This window comes from Variovorax sp. MSC1_012, from assembly GCF_023667525.1.
Classification (GTDB): domain Bacteria; phylum Pseudomonadota; class Gammaproteobacteria; order Burkholderiales; family Burkholderiaceae_C; genus Variovorax; species Variovorax beijingensis_B.
The window spans coordinates 2578131-2596986 of sequence record NZ_CM174443.1 but is presented as its reverse complement, the minus strand read 5'-3'; the positions used below and the strand labels follow the sequence as shown (position 1 = coordinate 2596986).

Sequence of the window (18856 nt, the reverse complement as noted above, 5' to 3'; positions counted from 1 at the left end):
CGCTCCCATCGAACTCAAAAGAGGAAAACCACCCATGCAGAACCTCCACTGGACTCCGACCCTGCGCGCCGCGGTAGCGGCAGCACTCCTGCTCGCAGGCGCGAGCGCCTCGAACGCCGCGTCGCAGGCGCCGGTTGCGGCCGAGCACGGCATGGTCGTGAGTGCGCAGCACCTGGCCACCAAGGTCGGCGTCGATGTGCTCAAGCGCGGCGGCAATGCCGTCGATGCGGCGGTGGCCGTGGGCTATGCGCTGGCGGTGGTCTATCCGGCGGCAGGCAACCTGGGCGGCGGTGGCTTCATGACCGTGCAGCTGGCCGATGGCCGCAAGACTTTCCTCGACTTCCGCGAGAAGGCCCCGCTGGCCGCCACAGCCAACATGTACCTCGACAAGGACGGCAATGTCATCAAGGGCTTGAGCACGAACGGCCATCTTGCCGTCGGCGTGCCGGGCACGGTTTCGGGCATGGAATACGCACGTGAGAAATACGGCACCATGAAGCGCGACCAGCTGATTGCTCCCTCGATCCAGCTGGCCGAAAAAGGCTTTGCGCTGGAGCAGGGCGACGTCGACATGCTGCGCACCTCCACCAACGACTTCAAGAAAGATGCCGTTTCCGGCGCCATCTTCCTGAACAAGGGCGAGCCCTTCGCGGTCGGGCAGAAGCTGGTGCAGAAAGACCTCGCCAAGACGCTGCGCGCTGTCGGCGCCAAGGGCGTCGACGGCTTCTACAAGGGCTGGGTCGGGCAGGCGATCGTGGCATCGAGCCAGGCCGGGAAGGGCATCATCACCCAGGCTGACCTCGACCAGTACAAGACGCGCGAATTGGCACCCGTGGAATGCGACTACCGCGGTTACCGTGTGGTGTCGGCGCCGCCGCCGAGCTCGGGCGGCGTGATCATCTGCGAGATGCTCAACATCCTCGAGGGCTATCCGCTGAAGGACCTGGGCTTCCGCTCGGCCGAGGCGGTGCACTACCAGATCGAGGCCATGCGCCATGCGTACGTGGACCGCAACAGCTACCTGGGCGACCCGGATTTCGTGAAGAACCCGCTTGACCGTCTGCTCGACAAGGGCTACGCCGAGAAGATCCGCGCAGCCATCGACCCGAAGAAAGCCGGCGTCTCCAAGGACATCAAGCCCGGCGTCGCGCCGCACGAAGGCAGCAACACCACGCACTATTCGATCACCGACCAGCAGGGCAACGCGGTGTCGGTGACCTACACGCTCAACGACTGGTTCGGCGCCAAGGTCACGGCCGACAAGACCGGCGTGCTGCTGAACAACGAGATGGACGATTTCACCGCGAAGATCGGCGTGCCCAACATGTACGGCCTGGTGCAGGGCGAGGCCAATGCCATCGCTCCGGGCAAGCGCCCGCTCAGTTCGATGAGCCCGACCATCGTCTCGAAGGACGGCAAGCCGGTATTCGTGGTCGGCACGCCCGGCGGCAGCCGCATCATCACGGCGGTGCTGCACACCATCCTGAACGTGGTCGACTACGGCATGAACGTGCAGGAAGCCGTCGATGCCCCGCGTTTCCATCAGCAATGGCTGCCTGACGTGACCAACGTCGAGACCTTCGCCCTGAGCCCCGACACACGCAAGATCCTGGCTGACATGGGCCACAACCTCGGCGTGCCGCAGCCGGCCAACCACATGGCGGCGATCATCGTCGGCGCGCCGTCGCTGGGCGGCAAGCCGGTGGGCGCCAACCGCTTCTACGGCGCGAACGACCCGCGCCGCAACACCGGCCTGGCACTCGGCTACTGAATTCCAATCCCAAAACCCCTGGCTCAGCCTTTTTTCGATGCGCGAAACACCGTGGAACCGGCTTTGCCGGACCACCGGTGTTGCCCCCGGTAGGGGTGGGCGTAGCGACACGAAGTGCGCGAAGCCTGGGGGCGAGCCATGCACTTTCAAGACATTCTCTATACCCAGGGCTTCGGCACCCGCCGCGTGTGCGCGGGGCTGATCCAGCAAGGCCACGTGAGCATTGCCGGCGCGGCCGTGACCGACCCCTTCGCCGACCTCGATCCCGAGGGCCTGCTTTTCACTGTCCAGGGCACCGAGTGGGCCTACCACGAGAAGGCCTACCTGATGCTGCACAAGCCCGCGGGTACCGAGTGCTCGCAGAAGCCCTCGACCTACCCGAGCATCTACACGCTGTTGCCGTCGCCGCTGCGCCTTCGGCCCAACAAGGGCGCGGTGCAGGGCGTGCAGGCCATCGGCCGGCTCGACCAGGACACCACGGGGCTGCTGCTGCTGACGGACGACGGCCAGTTCATCCACAAGATGGGTTCGCCCAAGCATCATGTGCCCAAGGTCTACGAGGTCACGGCCAAGCACCCGGTGGACGCGGCCCAGATCGACAAGCTGCTGGCCGGCGTGGTACTCGACGACGATCCGAAGCCGGTGCGCGCGGCTGCCTGCGAGTCCGACAGTCCGCTGCACCTGCGGCTGACGCTGACCGAGGGCAAGTACCACCAGGTCAAGCGCATGTTGGCGGCGGTCGGCAACCGGGTCGAGGGCCTGCACCGTTCTCGCATCGGCGAGCTGGCGCTGCCGAGAGACTTGGCTGCCGGCCAATGGCGCTGGCTCACGGCCGAGCAGGTCGCGGCGCTGCGGGCACCCGCCAAGCTCCCGAAAGCGCCGAAATAAGGACAGAAAGCGCGTCTTCCCGGTCAGCCAGTCTTCAGGTGCGGCCGTTAAGATTCCCAGCTCTCTCTCGGAACCTTCCCTTGCGATTTCCTGCCCGACCGAATGGCCGCTTGCCGGCCTTCCTGTTTTCATGCCTCGCGGTCTGGCTGGCGCAAGCCGCCACCGCCGCACCGCCCGAAGCCCCGCCGATCTTCGTGCTCAATTCGCTGGATGCCAGCGTCAGCGTGATCAGTCCGGTCGACTGGACCGAAAAGCAGCGCATCGCCACCGGCAAGGAACCGCACCACATCTACATGACGCCCGACGAAAAGTCGGTCATCGTGGCCAATTCGGCGGGTGATTCGCTCACTTTCCTGAACCCCAGGACGGCCGAAGTGCAGCGCGTGGTCTACGGCATCATCGATCCGTACCAGCTGCAGTTCTCGCGCGACATGAAGTGGTTCGTCACTGCGGCCAACCGCCTGAACCACGTCGACATCTACCGCTGGGACGGCAAGGACCTGAAGCTGGCCAAGCGCATCGCGTCGGGCAAGACGCCCAGCCACATCTGGATCGACAACACCAGCACCATCGCCTACGTGACCATGCAGGACAGCGACGAGCTGATCGCCATCGACCTGCCCACGCAGACCATCCGCTGGCGCGTGGCCACCGGCGCCATGCCGGCCGACATCTTCGGCATCCACAACGACAAGACCCTGCTCGTGGGCCTGACCGGCAGCGATGGCGTGCAGGTGTTCGACGTGGCCGGCGCCGAGCCCAAGCTGGTCGGCAAGATCCCGACCGGCAAGGGCGCCCATGCCTTCCGCTCGGCCGGCGACGGCAAGAGCGTGTTCGTGAGCAACCGGGTGGCCAACACCATCAGCCGGATCGACCTGGCGACGCTGAAGGTCGGCGCCGTCTACCCGGTGCCCGGCGGGCCCGACTGCATGGACGTATCGGCCGACGGCAGGACGCTGTATGTCACCTCGCGCTGGGCCAAGAAGCTCAGCGTGGTGGATCTGGTGAACAACAAGCTCGTGCGCCAGATCAACGTCGGCCGCTCGCCGCACGGCGTCTGGACGCTGGACCATGCCAAGCGCATCTAGCCGCGCCGGCCGGGCCGCGGCCCTGCTGGCGATTGCCATCGCGGCGATGCCGATTGCCTGGGCGCAGCAGCAGGGCGCTTCCTGCGAGAAGCCCGTCTACCTGACCTTCGACACCGGCCACATGGGTGTGGCCGCGCTGGTGGCCGATGTGCTCAAGCGCCAGAACGTCCGCGTCACCTTCTTTGCGGCCGCCGAGCGCACCCAGACCGACGGCGACAGCCTCGACAGCCACTGGGCGCCATGGTGGAAGGCGAGGGCGGCCGAAGGCAACGAATTCGCCTCGCACACCTACGACCACGCGTACTGGCGCGGCGACCTCAAGGGGGTTGAGCCGAGCTTCCGCATCAAGCCTTCGGCGGGCGCATTGGCCGGACGCGAGTTCACCTGGAGCGCGGCCGAATACTGCGCCAACATCAGCAAGGCTTCCGAACGGCTGGCCCTCATTACCGGCAAGAAGCCGCTGCCGCTGTTCCGCGCACCGGGCGGCAAGACCTCGCCCCGGCTGCTCGCGACCGCCAAGGCCTGCGGCTTCGAGCACGTGGGCTGGTCGCCGGCCGGCTTCCTGGGGGACGAGCTGCCGAGCGAGAAGTTCAGCAACGAAAAGCTCCTTTCGCAGGCGCTGGAGAGCATCCGCCCCGGCGACATCCTGCTCGCGCACCTGGGCATCTGGTCGCGCAAGGATCCGTGGGCGCCGGCCAATCTCGAGCCGCTGATCACCGGCCTCAAGGCCAAGGGCTTCTGCTTCGAGACGCTGCGCCAGCATCCGCAGTACCGCGCCTGGATTGCGTCCCACCCCTGAGGCCGTTGTCGTGATCGATTGGTTGACGGATACTTTTTCCGCACTGCAGGGCTGGTTCTTCGAAACGCTGGTCCAGCCGCTGGTGTTTGCGGCGGGCCTGGGCGGCTGGACCGAGGATGCCTTCGACGCCACCGGCTGGCTGCTGGTCGGGCTGATCCAGGTCGTGGTGCTGCTCGCGGTCATCGGCCCGTTGCAGCGCTGGCGTGCCGTCGAGCCGGTGACCGACCGCCGCGCGATCCGCATCGACGTGCTCTACACGCTGATCCATCGGCTGGGCCTGTTCCGGCTGGCCATGTTCTTCACGCTCGAGCCGCTCTTCGATGAGGCCATCGGCTTTCTCCGCACCGCGGGCTGGGGCACTTTCCATCTCGACGAGGCCTGGCCCGGCGTGACCGACGTGCCGTGGGTGGCCTTTGCGATCTATCTCGTGGTGCTCGACTTCGTGGGCTACTGGATCCATCGCGGCCAGCACCAGTTCAGGTGGTGGTGGGGCCTGCATTCGCTGCACCATTCGCAGCGCCAGATGACGATGTGGAGCGACGACCGCAACCACCTGCTCGACGACATCGTCCATGACACGCTCATCGTCATCGTCGCGCAGCTGATCGGCGTGGCGCCGGGGCAGTTCATTGCGTTCGTGGCGTTCACGCAGCTCAGCGAAAGCCTGCAGCACGCCAACCTGAAGCTCGGTTTCGGCGCCGTCGGCGAGCGGCTGTGGATCAGCCCGCGCTTCCACAGGCTGCACCACAGCATCGGGCTGGGCCATGAATCGCGTGGCGCCCATACGCTGGGCGGATGCAACTTCGGCGTTCTGCTGCCGTGGTGGGACATGCTCTTTCGCACCGCGAACTTCGAGGAGCGCTACGACCCCACCGGCATTCGCGACCAGGTCGAGCCCGGCGCGGACGGCCGGCTGCGCGACTACGGGCGCGGCTTCTGGACCCAGCAATGGCTCGGACTGAAGCGGATGGTCGGCCGCGGCTGAGCGCCGGGGCCGAACCGGGCCGGTTATCCTCCCATCCAATGCGCCTGCTCCTCGATTCCTTCTGGCGCGCGGTCGCCTATTGCATGCTGCCGCGCGTGATCGTGCTGTCGCTGCTGCCGCTGGGCCTGATGGTGCTGCTGGCTGCAGGCTTCGGCTATTTCTACTGGGACGCGACCGTCGCGTGGACCCGCGAGGCGCTCGATGCCTGGCCCCTGCTGTCGAGCTTCTGGGGCTGGATCGGGCGGCTTTTCTCGGGCGATGTCACGGCCGTGCTGGCGCCGCTGGTGGTGGTGTTTGCCGCCACGCCGCTGATCGTGGTGGTTTCGCTGCTGATCGTGGCCGGCCTCATGGCGCCCCCGCTCACCGCGCTGGTGGCGCACCGCCGCTTTCCCGTGCTCGAACGCAAGAAAGGCGCGTCCTTTTTCGGCAGCGTGGCGCGCTCGCTCGGCCTCACGCTGCTGGCGCTGCTCGCGCTCGTGGTGTCGATGCCGCTCTGGCTCATTCCGCCGCTGGTGCTGATCCTGCCGCCGCTGATCTGGGGCTGGCTCACCTATCGGGTGATGAGCTTCGACGCGCTGGCCGACCACGCAAGCCCCGAAGAGCGAGCTGCACTGCTGCGCGCGCACCGGCTGCCGCTGCTGTGCATCGGCGTGCTGTGCGGCTACTTGGGCGCGGCGCCCAGCATCGTCTGGGCGTCCGGCCTGCTGTTTGCCGCCGCCTTCTTCGTGCTGGTGCCGCTTGCGATCTGGATCTACACGCTGGTGTTTGCGTTCTCGGCGCTCTGGTTCGGCCATTACTGCCTCGACGCGCTGGCGCAATTGCGCGCGCAGCGCGGCGCCGCCGATGCTTCTTCCGGCCCGACCGACGGTCCACCCGCGACCGAGGCTGACCAGGCCCTTCTCTCCCAATGGAAATCCCCATGACCCGTGCATTCGGCCTGATCGTCGTCGGCGACGAAATTTTGTCGGGCAAGCGTGCCGACAAGCACATGCCCAAGGTCATTGAACTGCTCGCAGCGCGCGGCCTGCAGCTCGGCTGGGCCGAGTACGTCGGCGACGAGCCCACGCGCATCACCGCCGCGCTCGGCCGGGCCTTCAGTTCGGGCGACATTGTCTTTTCGACCGGCGGCATTGGCGCCACGCCAGACGACCACACGCGGCAATGCGCCGCGCAGGCCCTGCGGGTGCCGCTGGAGCTGCATCCCGAAGCCGAACTGCTGATCCGCGAGCGCATGCAGGACACCGCGCGCGAGCAGGGCATTGCCTACGAGCCCGACAGGGCGGACAACATTCACCGCCTCAACATGGGTGTGTTCCCGAAGGGCGCCACGATCATCCGCAATCCGTACAACAAGATTCCGGGCTTCAGTGTCGAGCACGTGCATTTCGTGCCGGGCTTCCCGGTCATGGCCTGGCCCATGATCGAATGGGTGCTCGATAGCCGCTATGCGCATCTGTTCACCAGCGGGCAATCGGCCGAGAAGTCGGTCATCGTCTTCGGCGCCATGGAGGCAACGCTCACGCCGCTGATGCAAGCCATCGAAGCGGCGCACACCGGCATCAAGGTCTTCAGCCTGCCGAGCGTTGACCATCCCGAATACGGCCGCCACATCGAACTGGGCGTGAAAGGCGACCCTGCCCGCCTGGATGCGGCCTACGCGCAACTCATCGAGGGCCTGCACGCCTATGATGCGAGGCTTGGCCCGGAATTGGTGCGGTAGTTTTTATTGCACCAATTTGGTGATCATTCGCCTTTTTTTGGGGTTTGCGCCCGCCGTCGAAGCCTCTGCGTGAGCGGCGACAATGGCATAGAAACTGCATCCTCCGTCCCTGTATTCCTAACCACCATCCAACTCAGGAGAAACTGATGGCAAAGACCGTCGCCGATGTACTCAAGCTCGTCAAGGAAAACGAGGTCAAGTTCATCGACTTCCGCTTCACCGACACCCGCGGCAAAGAACAGCACGTGACCGTGCCCGTCTCGGCTTTCGATGAAGACAAATTCACTTCGGGCCATGCTTTCGACGGCTCGTCCATCGCTGGCTGGAAGGGAATCGAGGCTTCGGACATGCAGCTCATGCCCGACCCGAATACCGCCAACATCGATCCCTTCTTCGAAGAAACGACGCTGATCCTGACCTGCGACGTGATCGACCCCGCCGACGGCAAGGCCTACGAGCGCGACCCGCGTTCGCTCGCCAAGCGCGCCGAGGCCTACATGAAGGCCTCGGGCCTGGGCGACACCGCCTACTTTGGTCCGGAACCCGAATTCTTCGTGTTCGACGGCGTCCGCTGGAAGAACGACATGTCGGGCTGCTTCGTGAAGATCGACTCCGAAGAAGCGTCGTGGAACACCGACAAGGAATACGAGCACGGCAACACCGGCCACCGTCCCGCGGTCAAGGGCGGCTACTTCCCGGTTCCCCCGGTCGACAGCTTCCAGGACATGCGTTCGGAAATGTGCCTGGTGCTCGAATCGCTCGGCATCCCGGTCGAAGTGCATCACCATGAAGTGGCCAACGCCGGCCAGATGGAACTCGGCACCAAGTTCAGCACGCTGGTGCAGCGCGCCGACTGGGTCCAACTGCAGAAGTACGTGATCCACAACGTGGCCCACGCCTACGGCAAGACCGCCACCTTCATGCCCAAGCCCATCGTCGGCGACAACGGCTCGGGCATGCACGTGCACCAGTCGGTCTGGAAGGACGGCAAGAACCTGTTCGCCGGCGACGGCTATGCGGGTCTCTCGGACTTCGCGCTGCACTACATCGGCGGCATCATCAAGCACGCCCGTGCCCTGAACGCCATCACGAACCCCGGCACCAACAGCTACAAGCGCCTGGTGCCCGGCTTCGAAGCCCCGGTGAAGCTGGCCTACTCGGCCAAGAACCGCTCGGCCTCGATCCGCATCCCGTTCGTGGCCAACCCGAAGGGCCGCCGCGTCGAAGCGCGCTTCCCCGATCCGCTGATGAACCCGTACCTCGGTTTCGCTGCGCTGCTGATGGCCGGCCTCGACGGCGTGGAAAACAAGATCCATCCGGGCGAAGCCGCCAGCAAGGACCTGTACCACCTGCCGCCCGAAGAAGACGCGCTGATCCCGACCGTGTGCCACAGCCTCGACCAGGCCCTGGAATACCTCGACAAGGACCGTGCGTTCCTGACCAAGGGCGGCGTGTTCACCGATGCCTACATCGACGCGTACATCGAACTGAAGATGCAGGAAGTCACGCGCTTCCGCATGGCGACCCATCCGGTCGAGTTCGACATGTACTATTCACTCTGATTGCAAGCCCCTGACGGGGATTCAAGACAAAAGGACGGCCTCGGCCGTCCTTTTTTGCTGGCGTGGAACATCTTGTCACCAGTGGCGTCGAATTGCAGGAAAATGCACCTTTGTTGCGCCATCATCGATTCACATGAAGACTGCTTCTCTCATTTTCCTGGCCGGTTCATTGTTGGTCGCCTTGCCCGCGCTCGCCCAGGAGCGCGTGTGGCGCTGCGGCAATGAATACACCAACAACTCGACCATCGCCCAGCAAAAGGGCTGCAAGGTCATGGAAGGCGGCAACGTCACCGTCGTGCAGGGCACCAAGCCATCGGGCGGTGGTTCGGCCGGTGGCAGTTCGGCTCCGGCAGCCTCCCGTGCGCCCGCGGGCAGCCCGCGCGTCGAAGGCGTCGACCAGCGCGCACGCGACGGCGAAGCCCGCTCGGTGCTCGAATCCGAGCTCAAGAAGGCCGAGGCTCGGCAGGCCGAGCTCAAGAAGGAATACAACAACGGCGAGCCCGAGAAGCAGGGCAGCGAAGGCCGCAACTACCAGAAGTATCTCGATCGCGTGGCTGAAATGAAGGCAGAGCTGGCCCGCAACGAGAGCGACATCGCGGGCATCCGCCGCGAACTCGGCCGCCTGCCGGCCAAGCAGTAGGAACATGGCGTTCGGGAAGAAGGCGGCCGGCGCCACTCCGCGCTTTCAGTCCTTCGACCTGCTGTCCACGCTGATTGCCGTGGTCAGCACCAACGGTTCGGTGCTGTTTGCCAATGCGGCCCTCGAAGACGCGCTGGGCACGTCGCGTCGCACGCTCGAAGGCTCTCAGTTCGGTGCCTGCTTTCACGAGCCGCACGTGCTTCGCACCGCCATCGACGGTGCGCGCAGCAACGACTTCGCCACGCTGCGTTACGAGGCCTTCCTGCGCCGCGTCAATCATGAATTGATGCCGGTGCAGGTCACGCTGGCGCAGGGCGACAAGCCGGGCGAGCTCATCATCGAGATGTCGCCCCTCGAGCAGCAGGTGCGCCAGGACCGCGAGGAGCGCCTGCTCGACCAGGCGCAGGCCAACAAGGAGCTCATCCGCAATCTCGCGCACGAGATCAAGAACCCGCTCGGCGGCATCCGCGGCGCGGCGCAATTGCTGCAGATGGAGGTCGAGTCGCGCGACCTCATCGAATACACGCAGGTCATCATCCACGAGGCCGACCGGCTGCAGACGCTGGTCGACCGGCTGCTGGCACCGCATCGGCGCCCGCACGTGGTGGGCGACGTGAACATCCACGAAGTCTGCGAGCGCGTGCGCTCGGTCATTCTTGCGGAGTTTCCGCGCGACCTGCACATCGAGCGCGACTTCGACGTGTCGATTCCCGAGTTCCGCGGCGATCGCGAGCAGCTCATCCAGGCCACGCTCAACATCGTGCACAACGCGGCGCAGGCCCTGGCCGAGCGCCGCGCCGCGGGCGATGCGCAGATCACTTTCAAGACGCGCATCGCCCGGCAGGTGATATTCAACAAGCAGTGGTATCGATTGGCACTGGAATTGCATGTCATCGACAATGGACCGGGTGTGCCGGACACGATCAAGGACCGCATCTTCTATCCGCTCGTCTCGGGCAGGGAAGGCGGGACAGGGCTCGGATTGACGCTTGCGCAAACTTTTGTGCAACAGCATCACGGCGTGATCGAGTGCGACAGCGTCCCGGGCCGAACCGATTTCAAGATATTGATACCGCTGCCCTAGCAGCCACGGCAACAAGGAGATGCATGAAGCCGATCTGGATAGTTGATGACGACCAATCGATCCGCTTCGTGCTGGAGAAGGCCCTTTTGCGCGAAGACCTGCCCACGCGCAGCTTCACCAACACGCGCGAGGTGCTGGCCGCCCTCGAACTCGCCGACGACGACGAACAGCAGGGGCCCCAGGTCCTGGTGAGCGACATCCGCATGCCCGGCGGTTCCGGGCTCGACCTGCTCGACAAGATCAAGGCCAAGCACCCGGGCCTGCCCGTCATCATCATGACGGCCTTTTCCGACCTCGACAGCGCCGTCTCGGCGTTCCAGGGCGGTGCCTTCGAATACCTGCCCAAGCCCTTCGACCTGCCGCGCGCCGTCGAGCTGATCCGCCGCGCCGTCGACGAAAGCCAGCGCGAGGAAGTGGCCGAGGAGCGCATGGTCGCCGCGCCCGAAATGCTGGGCCAGGCACCCGCCATGCAGGACGTGTTCCGCGCCATCGGCCGGCTCTCGCAAAGCAATGTCACGGTGCTGATCACCGGCGAATCGGGCTCGGGCAAGGAACTGGTGGCGCGCGCGCTGCACAAGCATTCGCCGCGCGCCAACGGCCCCTTCGTGGCCATCAACACCGCAGCCATTCCCAAGGACCTGCTCGAGAGCGAGCTCTTCGGCCATGAGCGCGGCGCCTTCACAGGCGCGCAGACCATGCGGCGCGGCCGCTTCGAACAGGCCGAGGGCGGTACGCTCTTCCTCGACGAGATCGGCGACATGCCCTTCGACCTGCAGACACGCCTCTTGCGCGTGCTGAGCGACGGGCATTTCTACCGCGTGGGAGGCCACAACTCGGTCAAGGCCAACGTGCGCGTGATCGCGGCCACGCACCAGGACCTCGAGCAGCGCGTCAAGCTCGGCGGCTTCCGCGAAGACCTGTTCCACCGCCTCAACGTGATTCGCCTGCGCCTGCCGGCGCTGCGCGAGCGCGGCGAAGACGTGCCGGCGCTCACGCGCCACTTCTTGCAGGTGAGCGCGCGCCAGCTCGGCGTCGAACCCAAGCGCATCTCCGATGCGGCGCTGGCCAAGCTGGCTTCGTTCAGCTTTCCGGGCAACGTGCGGCAGCTCGAGAACATCTGCCATTGGCTGACCGTGATGGCGCCGGCCCAGCTGATCGAGGCCAAGGACCTGCCGCCCGAAGTCATGGCCGCGGCCGCCGGTGCGCCGGCGCAGGCCGCGGAAACAACCGCCGCGGCGGCGCCCGTGCAAGCCGCGGTGCAGCCATCGCCCAGCCTGGAGCGCGAAGCGGCACCGGCGAGCGGCGCTGCACCGGAAGCCACTGAAGGCCTGGCGGGTGCAAGCAGCTGGGAGAGCGGCCTGGAGATCGAAGCCCAGGCGCTGCTCGCGGCCGGGCGCACCGACGTCTGGGATGTGCTGTCGCGCCGCTTCGAATCGCGGCTGATCCTCACGGCGCTGGCCAATACCCGCGGCCGCCGGATCGAAGCCGCTCAGAAGCTGGGCATCGGCCGCAACACCATCACCCGCAAGATCCAGGAACTAGGAATCGAGTAAGCCGCCTCGTAAAGAGAGAGCGGCTGTCTCCCTTCCAGAAACACCGCGGAACCGGCTTTGCCGGGCCGCTGGTGTTGCCCCCGGTAGGGGTTGGCGTAGCGACACGAAGTGCGCGAAGACTGGGGGCGAGCTTACTTACCGGCTGCGCTGCCCCAGCGTCAGCGAGTCGAGCTGGAAGTTGCCGCTCTTGTCCCAGAGCCATGTGTCCACATACGTGTGGCCGCCCAGGCGCCCCGGGCTGGGCAGCGGCGACGCCGCCTTGATGAGTTCCGCAATCTTTCCCGGCACCTCGGGCGCATGGCCCGGCACACGACTGAATGTGACGTTCCTGACGTTGCCTTCGGCATCGAGGTCGGTCTCGACCACCACCACCGCATAGACCAGCGGGGGAATCTTTCCCTTGTAGATGCGCTGCGGATAGGCCTTGTAGATCTGGCGCGCCCCGGTCTTGCGATAAGCCCGCACGGCAGGCGTCTGCGCGGTGATCAGCCGCACGGTGGGCACGTCGCCCCTGGTGCCAGGCACCTCGTCGGTGGCGGAGGTGGACGACTTGCCGTCGTCGGCCCTGTCCGCAGTCTTGAATGCGGAACAGGCGGTGAGCGCGAGCGCCGCCGCAATGATCGTGAGGGTGCGGATGGTCATGGTCATCAAATTCCCTGGTCGATATCGAGCACCACCGGGGCGTGGTCGCTCGGCTTTTCCCACTTGCGCGGCACGCGGTCGATGATGCAGCCCTTGGCGCGCGGCACCAGCGGCTCGCTCACCAGGATGTGGTCGATGCGCAGGCCGCGGTTCTTCTGGTAGCCCAGCATCCGGTAGTCCCACCACGAAAAGCTTTTCTCGGGCTGCTCGAAAAGGCGGAAGCTGTCGACCAGGCCCAGCTGGAGCAGCGCCTTGAAATGCTCGCGCTCCTCGGTCGTGTGATGGATGGTTTCCGCCAGGCCCACGGGGTCGAAGCTGTCGCGGTCTTCCGGCGTGATGTTGAAGTCGCCGAGAAGCACCAGGTTCGGATGGGCCGCCATTTCCGCACGCAGCCATTCGCGCAGGGCGCGCAGCCAGCCCATCTTGTATTCGAACTTGTCGGTGCCCGGCGCCTGGCCGTTGACGAAGTAGCCGTTCACGATGCGCAGCGGACCCGCCGGCGTCTCGACCGTGGCCGCGATCACGCGGGACTGGTCGTCGGTGAAGCCGCCGATGTTCCTTGCCACGTCGCGCATCGGCGCGAGGCTCAGGATGGCGACGCCGTTGTAGGTTTTCTGCCCGAACACGGCGGCCTCGTAGCCGGCCGACTTGAGCACGTCGAGCGGGAATTTGTCGTCGCTCATCTTGAGCTCCTGCAGGCACAGCACGTCGACCGGGTTGGCAATCAGCCAGTCGAGCACATGCTGCAGGCGGGCAGTCAGGGAATTGACATTCCAGGTGGCTATTTTCATGAATTATTGTAACCTATTGATTTTAAAAGGTTTTTTAACGTGTTCGGAGCGCTTGTTTGGGCGCATACCCGCCAGCGTACCCGTTTTATGCTTCGCTGCACTTGGCCCCCGGGAACGAAGTTAGCCAGCTTAGCAAAAGCCCTCGACTTTGCCTTGTCGGCGCCCCAACAGGGTGCAACAGCGAGTTGGTGGAAACAGGGGGGGCTTTGGCACTCGTGTGCTGGGCGCGCTAAGGTCTGAACAAGTCCACCGATCATTCCACCAGACGTTGATCGCTCAAAGGAGCCGAAGCGATGAGCCAGCTGAGCTTTTCGGACGCGGAGTACGCGGGCAAGAGGAAGAAGACCAGACGCGAGGTCTTCCTCGAAGAGATGGAACAGGTGGTGCCCTGGAAGGCGCTGCTGAAGGTCATCGAGCCGTTCTATCCGGTGGCCGGTCGCGGCCGCAGGCCGTATCCGCTTGAAGCTATGCGGCGTGTGCACCTGATGCAGAACTGGTTTGCGCTGAGCGATCCAGCGATGGAGGAAGCGCTGTATGAGATCGCCTCGCTGCGCAACTTCGCGGGGCTGAACCTGAGCGAGCCCATTCCGGACGAGACCACGATCCTGAACTTCCGGCAGCTGCTGGAGGAATACGACTTGGCCGAAGACATCCTGAAGCAGGTCAATGCGCACCTTGCGCGCAAGGGCCTGCTGCTCAAGCGAGGCAGCATCGTGGACGCAACGATCATCGCAGCGCCCAGCTCGACGAAGAACGCCGAGGGCGAACGCGACCCCGAGATGCACCAGACCAAGAAGGGGAACCAGTGGCACTTCGGAATGAAGGCGCACATTGGCGTGGACGCTGACAGCGGGCTGGTCCACACGGTGACCACCACGCCAGCCAATGAGGCCGACGTGGAGCAAGTTGCCGATCTCCTGCATGGCAAGGAGCAACAAGTCTGGGCCGACTCCGGCTATCGAGGCGCCCCGAGTCGCGTGGAGCGCGAAGACCTGCAGTGGCATATCGCCGCGCGGCCCAGCGACATCGCCAAGATGCCCGACGGGAGGGCCAAGACGCGGCTGCAGAAGCAAGAGCATCGCAAAGCAAGCATCCGCGCGAAAGTGGAGCATCCGTTCCGCGTGATCAAGCGCCAATTCGGCCTGGTGAAGGTGCGCTTCCGCGGCCTGCAGAAGAACACGGCCCATCTGCTGACGCTGTTCGCGCTGTCGAACCTGTGGGATTGGCGGGCCACTGGGGGAACGCCCTGCGCGCGCTGGAGATCCATGTTGCCTTGCGGCTGTGGGTGCTTAGCAACGGCGCCCGGGAAGAGGCAATGATTCCCAGCTGAAAACATCCAGAGTCATTCCACTGCCAGCTTTGCCGCTTCGAGGCTCGAATCAAAAATGAGTGAACGGGGCCAAGCAGGCCAAGCAGCACCTAGGCCTGCGCTATTGGGGTCTCCGCGGTCCGCGAAGCTGCCAATGCTTTGCATCATCTTGGCCGACAGGTCGAGCCGGCCCGCTCGGTTCGCCTGGCTGAACGAGATGTTCGAATAGAGCGAGGGTCCGAAATTGCCAAAGACGAACGGCAAGTCAAAACTGTGTGCCGCGCCGTAGACCTTGTCAAAAGGCGTTGGCAGCTCATCCCAGTCGAAACGGTAGTGCCAGACATCGGGCTGGCGAGACTTGAGCGCATTGAGCACGTCGTCTCGAAACGCGAAGAACCAGATGCGGTCGAGTTCTGCGATGCGCGCGTTCAACCCCGTTTTCGGCGCGTCGACCGGCAGGTATTGCGCAGGCACCCAGTCCTCGATACGGCTGGCAGGTGGGGCATCGGGCTGGTAGCCATGGGCCAGCTTGAACACCGCGGCGTCATCGAGCAGGCGGCCGCTGGTGCCGCCCAGAGCCGGCCGCATGGCCAGCAGGGCCGGGAACAGTTTGCTTTCGTCGCGCGTATTGCCAGCCAGTACCGGCACCTTGACGTATTCGCCTGCACGGATGGCTGCGATGGGATCCGCAGGTACGACGTGCCCATCGGGGATCGGGTTGGCTGCCGCCAGGCCCATCGGTGCAAGCCGCGTGCGCACGGTGGTCAAGATGGCGTCGGGTGAAAGGCCGCGCATGTAGGCGGCCAGTTGCTGGGGCGTGCGCGAAGCGATGTGCGCTTCGGCGGAGGGTCGGTCGGTGGCAATCCCGTCGGCTGCGAGCGAGTGGTCCAGCAAGGCGTTGCCTCGCGTGGTCCATACGCTGCGGGGCAGGATGGTCGCGAAAGAACCCGGCGGCAGCGTGGCGGCCGATGAAATACCCCCGCTGAGCGCCACCAACCGGTGAAACAAGGGCGTAGGCTTGGCGACCACCATAGGGGAGGTGAGCAGCGCGTAGACGTTGACCGCGCCGGCGGACTCACCCATCAACGTGACCCGGCCAGGGTCGCCACCAAAGGCATCGATATTGCGCTGGACGAATTCCAGCGACTTCACGATGTCGAGCAGTGCGAAGTTGCCCGAGTCGGTCGCAGCGTCCCCCGTCTTCAATGGTGCAAGCTCCAGAAAACCGAAGACGCCAAGCCGGTAGGCGACCGACACCACGACCGAGCCAGTCGCGCGGGCCAGCGTGGCGCCGTCGTACACCGGGTCCGCGGTGTAGCCGGTGATGTTGCTGCCACCGTGCACCCATACGATGACGGGGCGGGAGGTTGACGCGGATGCGGTCGGCGCCCAGATGTTGAGGTAGAGGCAGTCCTCCGAGCCCAATGTCTGGCCCAACGTGCTGCCGATGGTGGCGTCGTATCGATTGTTCAGACCCGGCCCATACAGCCGGCTGGTCTGAACGCATGCGTTCGCAAACGATGTCGCCGCACGTGGCTGCGTCCATGCGGGCGGGTCCTCAGGTGCACGCCAGCGTAGCTGCCCCACTGGCGCTGCCGCATAGGGAATGCCTTTCCAGCTGTGGATGCCACCGACCGATGCATCTTCGGCGCCGACTACCGGACCAAAGGCAGTGGGTCGTTGCAGGCCCGTGTTCACGGCGGACGTGTGGGTGCAGGCGTTGAGCATCAGCAGTGCACCGATGGCGAAAGCCCAGCAAGTTGAGGTGGATTTCATCGTGCGCTCAATCGATCTTGATGTTGGCATTGCGGATCACACTGGTCCACTTGCGCGTCTGATCATCGATGTATTTCGCGAATTCGGCCCCCGGCGCGCCGCTGGCCTCCAGGCCCATGTCGAGCAGCTTCTGCTTGATGGTGGAATCATCCAGTGCTCGCAAGACGGCGGCTTGCAGCTTCGCCACCACCTCCCCGGGCGTGGCGGCCGGCACCATGAAGCCATACCAACCGGATGCGACCACGCTCGGGAAGCCCTGTTCGCGAATCGTGGGTGCTGACGGGTACAGCGCACTGCGTTTTTCAGAGGCCACGCCGAGCACCCGCAGTTTGCCGGCCGCGATGTGGGGCAAGGCCGAACTGATCGCCGTCAGAGTGGCATCGACGCGCCCCCCCAGCAACTCCGAGTAGGCGATGGCATCGCCGCGCATGTGCACGTTGATCCCCTCCATGCCTGCTTCGCGCAACAGCAGTTCGCCGGCCAGGTGGGGCTGCGACCCCGCACCGGGCGTTCCAATGTTGGTGCCCCCCGGGCGCGTCTTGGAGAACGCCACGAGATCGCGCACGCTCTTGATCGGAGTCTGCGCATTGACGATCAGGAACAGCGGCGCGTGCATGGCCATGGCGATCGGGCGTAACTGCTCGCGCTGGTAGCTCAAGCCCTGGCCGTACAGCGCTTCGGCCGTTGCATAGGGAGCGGCTACGTAGAGCACGGTGTAGCCATCGGCGGGCGCGCGCGCCACGAACTCGGTCCCCAACCGAGTGCCCGCACCGGGCTTGTTTTCGACGACGAACTGCTGGCCCAGAGCCTTGGCAAGGTATTCGCCCAGCGCACGGGCCGAGAGGTCGCTGGCGCCGCCCGCCGCGTAAGGCGAGATCAGTTTGACCGGCCGCGTGGGCCAGTCCGCCTGCGCGTGCGCGAGCACGCCGGTGCCCGACGCCAGGCCGACCGCCAGCGTGGCGAGCACGGTGCGGCGCTGAGGCCGCGTTGGTGAGAGGCTGTTCAAAGGCGGGGGGCGCAAGCTCATGTCTGTCTCCTTATATCTTTCGAATAGTTCAAACTTCATTGCTCGAGGTGCTGCAAAGCACGTCGATCAGTGAACGGGTTGACTCGCCACCGCGCAGCCTGGGTCTCCTGCGAGCCCGAGCTCGACCTACAGCACAGGGCGCGCGGTGGTGGTCTCTTTGTTCTGCTGCATCCCGAATGGTTGATCGAACACATTTCGTATTCATAAGGCTGGGAGCCGGAGAACTGTCATGAGTGAACCTGTCTACGTAGGCATCGACATCGCCAAGGCCAGCTTCGAGGTGGCCGCCAGTGGCGAGACACAGACCTTGAACCTGGGCAACGACGAGGCCGGTCATGCCGAGTTGTGTCAGGTGCTCGTGCCGCTGGCACCTCGCCTGATCCTGTTGGAGGCCACCGGTGGCCATGAGCAGGGTCTGGCGCTCGCGCTGGCAGCCGCTGGTCTGCGCGTGTCGGTCATTAACCCGCGACAGGCGCGCGACTTCGCGCGCTGTATGGGCAAGCTGGCCAAGACCGATCGAATCGACGCGCAGATGCTTCGCGGATTCGCCGAACTGCTGGACGCCCAGGGCCATGAGCCACGCGCGCTGGCCGACGAGCAGCAGCGTGAGCTCACCGCCATGGTGGCCCGCCGACGCCAGCTGGTGGCCATGCTCGTGGCCGAACGCCAACGCCTTGCACTGGCTCATCCGAAGGCCAAGGCCAGCATCCTGGCGATCATGGATGCCATTGCCGCCCAGCTTCACGACATGGACGGCGAGCTGCGCGAGCACGTGCACGCACATCACGCAGACCTGGCGCGTTTGCTGACCTCGGTCAAGGGGGTGGGGCCGACCACGGCCAGCACCCTGCTGGCGCAATTGCCCGAACTGGGCAAGCTCAACCGCAAGCAGATCACTTCCCTGGTGGGCCTGGCTCCAGTCAACCGCGACTCGGGCACCTTGCGCGGACAGCGTCACATCTTCGGTGGACGCGCGGACGTGCGCCGCGTGCTGTACGTCGCCGCTTTGGTAGGCACGCGATTCAATCCCGTGCTCAAGGCCTTCTATGCGGCCCTGCTGGCCGCAGGCAAGCCAAAGAAGGTCGCCTTGGTGGCATGCATGCACAAGCTGCTCATCATCCTCAACGCCATTGCCAGAACCAGGCAACCTTGGCGCGACGACTTTGCGGTGGCAGCTTGAGTTGGTCATACAAGATGGTTGCTGTTGTGTTTGTGTCGAGG

General features: G+C 65.1%; 17 protein-coding genes. 13 read left to right on the top strand and 4 right to left on the bottom strand.

Annotated features, from left to right (window positions below):
- Window positions 1–34 precede the first annotated feature (34 nt).
- The 11 genes from ggt (at window position 35) to ntrC (ending at window position 12090) form a co-directional block, all read left to right on the top strand.
- Entirely contained in the window at window positions 35–1771 is a 1737-nt protein-coding gene (gene ggt, locus L1081_RS12340) for a gamma-glutamyltransferase (RefSeq protein WP_489416658.1), read from the top strand.
- A gap of 138 nt (window positions 1772–1909) precedes the next feature.
- Window positions 1910–2659, top strand: a complete 750-nt coding sequence (locus tag L1081_RS12335; protein ID WP_489416657.1) for a pseudouridine synthase — start codon at window positions 1910–1912, stop codon at window positions 2657–2659.
- Between the two features lie 80 nt (window positions 2660–2739).
- Window positions 2740–3747, top strand: a complete 1008-nt coding sequence (locus L1081_RS12330) for a YVTN family beta-propeller repeat protein (protein WP_489416656.1) — start codon at window positions 2740–2742, stop codon at window positions 3745–3747.
- Window positions 3731–4546, top strand: a complete 816-nt coding sequence (locus L1081_RS12325; protein ID WP_489416655.1) for a polysaccharide deacetylase family protein — start codon at window positions 3731–3733, stop codon at window positions 4544–4546. Before L1081_RS12330 ends, L1081_RS12325 begins: the two co-directional genes overlap by 17 nt.
- A 10-nt stretch (window positions 4547–4556) precedes the next feature.
- The gene (locus tag L1081_RS12320) at window positions 4557–5531 is read left to right on the top strand and encodes a sterol desaturase family protein (RefSeq protein WP_489416654.1); all 975 of its coding nucleotides are present in this window, start codon (window positions 4557–4559) and stop codon (window positions 5529–5531) included.
- A 38-nt stretch (window positions 5532–5569) separates the two neighbouring features.
- Window positions 5570–6454, top strand: a complete 885-nt coding sequence (locus L1081_RS12315; RefSeq protein WP_489416653.1) for an EI24 domain-containing protein — start codon at window positions 5570–5572, stop codon at window positions 6452–6454.
- Window positions 6451–7251 carry a molybdopterin-binding protein gene (locus tag L1081_RS12310; RefSeq protein WP_489416652.1) on the top strand — a complete coding sequence of 267 codons (801 nt, stop codon included), beginning with the start codon at window positions 6451–6453 and terminating at the stop codon, window positions 7249–7251. Before L1081_RS12315 ends, L1081_RS12310 begins: the two co-directional genes overlap by 4 nt.
- Before the next feature lie 146 nt (window positions 7252–7397).
- Entirely contained in the window at window positions 7398–8813 is a 1416-nt protein-coding gene (glnA, locus tag L1081_RS12305) for a type I glutamate--ammonia ligase (RefSeq protein ID WP_012746775.1), read from the top strand.
- A 133-nt stretch (window positions 8814–8946) separates the two neighbouring features.
- Window positions 8947–9453 (top strand): hypothetical protein, encoded by a 507-nt coding sequence (locus tag L1081_RS12300; RefSeq protein ID WP_489416651.1) that lies wholly within the window; start codon window positions 8947–8949, stop codon window positions 9451–9453.
- A gap of 4 nt (window positions 9454–9457) precedes the next feature.
- Window positions 9458–10537, top strand: coding sequence for a nitrogen regulation protein NR(II) (gene glnL, locus L1081_RS12295; RefSeq protein ID WP_124956831.1), 1080 nt, complete (start codon window positions 9458–9460; stop codon window positions 10535–10537).
- A 23-nt stretch (window positions 10538–10560) separates the two neighbouring features.
- Window positions 10561–12090 carry a nitrogen regulation protein NR(I) gene (ntrC, locus tag L1081_RS12290; RefSeq protein ID WP_489416650.1) on the top strand — a complete coding sequence of 510 codons (1530 nt, stop codon included), beginning with the start codon at window positions 10561–10563 and terminating at the stop codon, window positions 12088–12090.
- A gap of 135 nt (window positions 12091–12225) precedes the next feature.
- Here ntrC and L1081_RS12285 read toward each other — a convergent pair whose 3' ends face one another.
- Window positions 12226–12732 carry a hypothetical protein gene (locus L1081_RS12285; protein ID WP_489416649.1) on the bottom strand — a complete coding sequence of 169 codons (507 nt, stop codon included), beginning with the start codon at window positions 12730–12732 and terminating at the stop codon, window positions 12226–12228.
- Between the two features lie 5 nt (window positions 12733–12737).
- The gene (gene xth, locus L1081_RS12280) at window positions 12738–13523 is read right to left on the bottom strand and encodes an exodeoxyribonuclease III (protein WP_489416648.1); all 786 of its coding nucleotides are present in this window, start codon (window positions 13521–13523) and stop codon (window positions 12738–12740) included.
- Window positions 13524–13816: 293 nt separating this feature from the next.
- Between xth and L1081_RS12275 the strand changes: the two genes are divergently transcribed.
- Window positions 13817–14842 (top strand): IS5 family transposase, encoded by a 1026-nt coding sequence (locus L1081_RS12275; RefSeq protein WP_489416647.1) that lies wholly within the window; start codon window positions 13817–13819, stop codon window positions 14840–14842.
- A 23-nt stretch (window positions 14843–14865) separates the two neighbouring features.
- Here the strand turns inward: L1081_RS12275 and L1081_RS12270 are convergent, their stop codons facing one another.
- On the bottom strand, window positions 14866–16608 hold the full coding sequence (locus L1081_RS12270; protein ID WP_489416646.1) for a carboxylesterase family protein: 1743 nt from the start codon (window positions 16606–16608) through the stop codon (window positions 14866–14868).
- A 7-nt stretch (window positions 16609–16615) separates the two neighbouring features.
- The gene (locus L1081_RS12265) at window positions 16616–17635 is read right to left on the bottom strand and encodes a tripartite tricarboxylate transporter substrate-binding protein (protein WP_489416645.1); all 1020 of its coding nucleotides are present in this window, start codon (window positions 17633–17635) and stop codon (window positions 16616–16618) included.
- A 229-nt stretch (window positions 17636–17864) separates the two neighbouring features.
- Here L1081_RS12265 and L1081_RS12260 point away from each other — a divergent pair, with 229 nt between their 5' ends.
- On the top strand, window positions 17865–18815 hold the full coding sequence (locus L1081_RS12260; protein ID WP_209503614.1) for an IS110 family transposase: 951 nt from the start codon (window positions 17865–17867) through the stop codon (window positions 18813–18815).
- Window positions 18816–18856: the final 41 nt, after the last annotated feature.